A 2,796-nucleotide genomic window follows, 5' to 3' on the forward strand; every position below is an offset into this window, starting at 1 on the left:
AAGGCCGAGCGCGAGCGCGCCGAGGGCCGCGGCGCCGGCGGAGGACGCCCCGGTGGCGGCGAGGGTGCCGCCGGCTCCGCCCTGCGGGCCGGTGCCGCCGCTGCCGCCGTCGCCACCGCCGGAGGAGCCGGAGCCCGAGCCGCCGCTGCCGGAGGAGCCCGACCCGGAGGAGCCGGAGCCGCCGGGGGCGTCCGTGCCGCCGGAGGTGTCGGCGGTTCCGGTCGCGGAGGGCGTGGGGGTCGCGCTGCCGCCGGGGGTGTCCGTCGGGGTGGGTCCGTCGGTCGGCTCGTCCGTCGGGTCGTCCGTCGGGTCGTCGGTGGGCGTGGGGGTGGTGTCCGTGGGGGTGGGCGTGGAGCCGGTCGGGGTGGGCGTGGTGGGGGTCGGGGTGGGCGTGGCGGTGGGTTCCTGCACGTAGTAGTAGTCGGCGGTGACCGCGGGGGTGAACGCCTCGGCGTCGGCGGGGGTGAACACCGCGCCCACGAAGCCGCCCTCGGGCGGGGTCACGGCCAGGTCGGAGAGGACGGCCTCGGCCTTGCCGGCGACGACGTCGGCGTGGGCGAACTCGACGATCTCCTCCTCGACCGCCGTCACGAAGCTCACCGAGCCGACGGCGTCCTTGGGCTCCACGGAGACGACGACCCTGATCTGCCCGCCCGGCACGCCGACGGGCGGGTCCGTCGTGAGCCCGAGGACCGTGGCCCGCTGCGCGATCGGGGCCCAGGTCTCGCCGGTGACCTCGATCATCGTGGAGAGGTAGTCGGTCTCGTTGGTGGTGGTGGCGTTCCGGCAGAGGAGGCGGAGCTCGTAGCGGCCGTCGAACGGCCCGTCGGGGCGGAAGGCGCGGATCGCGTCCCGGAGGGAGCGCGACTGCGGCTGCCCGTCGACGACGCGGTGGTCGAGGTCCCGGGTGAAGGCCCCGTCGCCCAGCGGCGCGCCCACGACGGTCCGGGCTATCTCCGTGGTCTCGGGGGTGTCGGGGCTGACGAGGGAGAGCCGGGCGTGGTCGTACGGCTGGGCGGGGTCCGACGGCGCGGGGCAGCCGGCGGAGGTGGCGACCCCGGTGGCGAGGACCGGGTCGGTCAGGGAGCCGGAACCGCCCTGGAGGGTGAAGCTCCCTCGTACGGTGACCGCCTTCGCGGGCGCGGCCTGCGCGAGAACGGTGGCGAGGACGCCGAGGAGCACGGCGAGCACGGTGAGCGGCGCCACCGGCGAGCGGAGTGGTACGGGGCGGTTCATGCGGGTCCCCCGGGGGAGTCGGAAGCGGAGTCGGATCTGGGCGGGGCCGGGCCGGGCAGGCCGGGCCTGTACGGGGCGGGGCTGGGGCGGGCCGGTCGGGCCCCCGGGTGCGGCGGTCGGCACGGGCAACGCCCGGGGGCCGGGCACCACGGGGGTGCCCGGCCTTCGCGCGGTCAGGGAGCGGTGGTGGTCAGCGCTCGCCCTTGAGGGTGGTGGTGCCGCAGTTGGCGCCGAGGGTGCCGAAGCCGTAGTTGGCGATCGTGGTGCCGGCGGCGCAGACCTTGGAGGTCGAGCCGACGAAGGTGGAGGCGATCGTGGCGTTCGTCAGCTTCGGGGTCGGGACGACGTTGTAGACGTCACGGGTGAAGGGGAAGGCCAGGTTGAGCGTCTTGTCGGCGTTGCGCGGGGCGACGGTGCCGACGGAGCCGAGCACGGCGGCGCCGCGGCGGTCCGTGACGACGAGCTTCTCCTGGGCCGTGTACTGGGCGACGGAGTAGGGGGCGATGTCACCGGCGGAGTCGAGGACGGTGCCGTCGTTCTCCTGCACGCCCTCCTGGACGCAGGCGCCGAGGGCGCTCACGCCGATGGAGGAGAGGAAGAACTGGCGGGTGCCGGAGTTGGCCTGGGGCAGGATCGGGGTGAGCGCCACACCGTTCAGGCTGGTGAGGTTGCACTCGTAGATGTCCTTCAGCTGCGCGGCCGTCAGGTCGGACGGCAGGGTGCTGTCGGAGCGCTTCACCCAGGACACCGCGTCCTTGGCGAAGGGGATCCAGGTCAGGTCCGTGGAGGTGGCGGTGTCGGCCGGGCCGCGCGAGGAGCGGGCGAAGTCGAGGCAGCCGGAGTTGGTGTCCACGGCGTTGCGGAGCGCGTCGATGCCGGCCGAGGAGCCGTTCGGGCGGTTGATCACGCAGCCGGTCGCCTTGGTCTTGACGGTGGCGGTGCCGGTGGCGTTCCAGGAGGCGATGATCTTCTGGCCGAAGGCGTTGGTCACGACGTTGCCGAGGCCGTTGAGGACGTCCTGGGTCGTGTCGGAGCCGACACCCGCCAGGGTGCGGTACTGCGTGACCGGGCTGGGGTCGGCCTGGGCCGCCGGGGCGAGGGCGACACCGAGACCGAGGGCGGCCACACCGAGGGCGGCACCGATACGAGCGCGGGACTTGACGTTCACTTCTGATCTCCTCCGTGAAAACGGATGTCATGGAATGGACGCGCAAGCAAATCCGGATTCTCAATTCCCGGCCGGTCCGTCGACCGGCCGGGAACCAGAATTCCGCAGGGGTGGATCCGGGAGCCACCACGTTCAGCCGCTTTTCAGGTTACGAATTCCTGTCCTAGGTGAATCCGAGGGGGTCGCGCGGCGGCCCGCGATTCCCAGGACGGCCGGTCCGGCGAGACCGGCGGCCCCGCCGGCGACCAGCACGCCGAGGACGATCCAGCGGATCGGGCCGAGCGCCCCGGAGGGGGTGGTGCCGGTGCTCCCGGCGAGCTGCCGCCCGGGGCCGTCCGAGCCCGCGCCGGGGCCGCCCGCGCCTCCCGCGGGGCCGTCGGGCGGGGTGGCGG

General features: G+C 74.4%; 2 protein-coding genes and 1 pseudogene. All 3 read right to left on the minus strand.

Annotated elements, in window-relative coordinates; translation table 11 throughout:
• The coding region (locus IE321_RS41270) for a hypothetical protein (RefSeq protein ID WP_229916865.1) at positions 1–1,236 on the minus strand (1,236 nt) is incomplete at its 3' end.
• 190 nt (positions 1,237–1,426) lie between these two features.
• Positions 1,427–2,404: a substrate-binding domain-containing protein gene (locus IE321_RS41275; protein ID WP_190226752.1), complete on the minus strand. Its 978-nt coding sequence runs from the start codon at positions 2,402–2,404 to the stop codon at positions 1,427–1,429.
• Between the two features lie 132 nt (positions 2,405–2,536).
• Positions 2,537–2,796, minus strand: a pseudogene (locus IE321_RS42705) (hypothetical protein); the annotation flags it as partial.

It is taken from the genome of Streptomyces hydrogenans, assembly GCF_014656075.1.
Classification (GTDB): domain Bacteria; phylum Actinomycetota; class Actinomycetes; order Streptomycetales; family Streptomycetaceae; genus Streptomyces; species Streptomyces hydrogenans.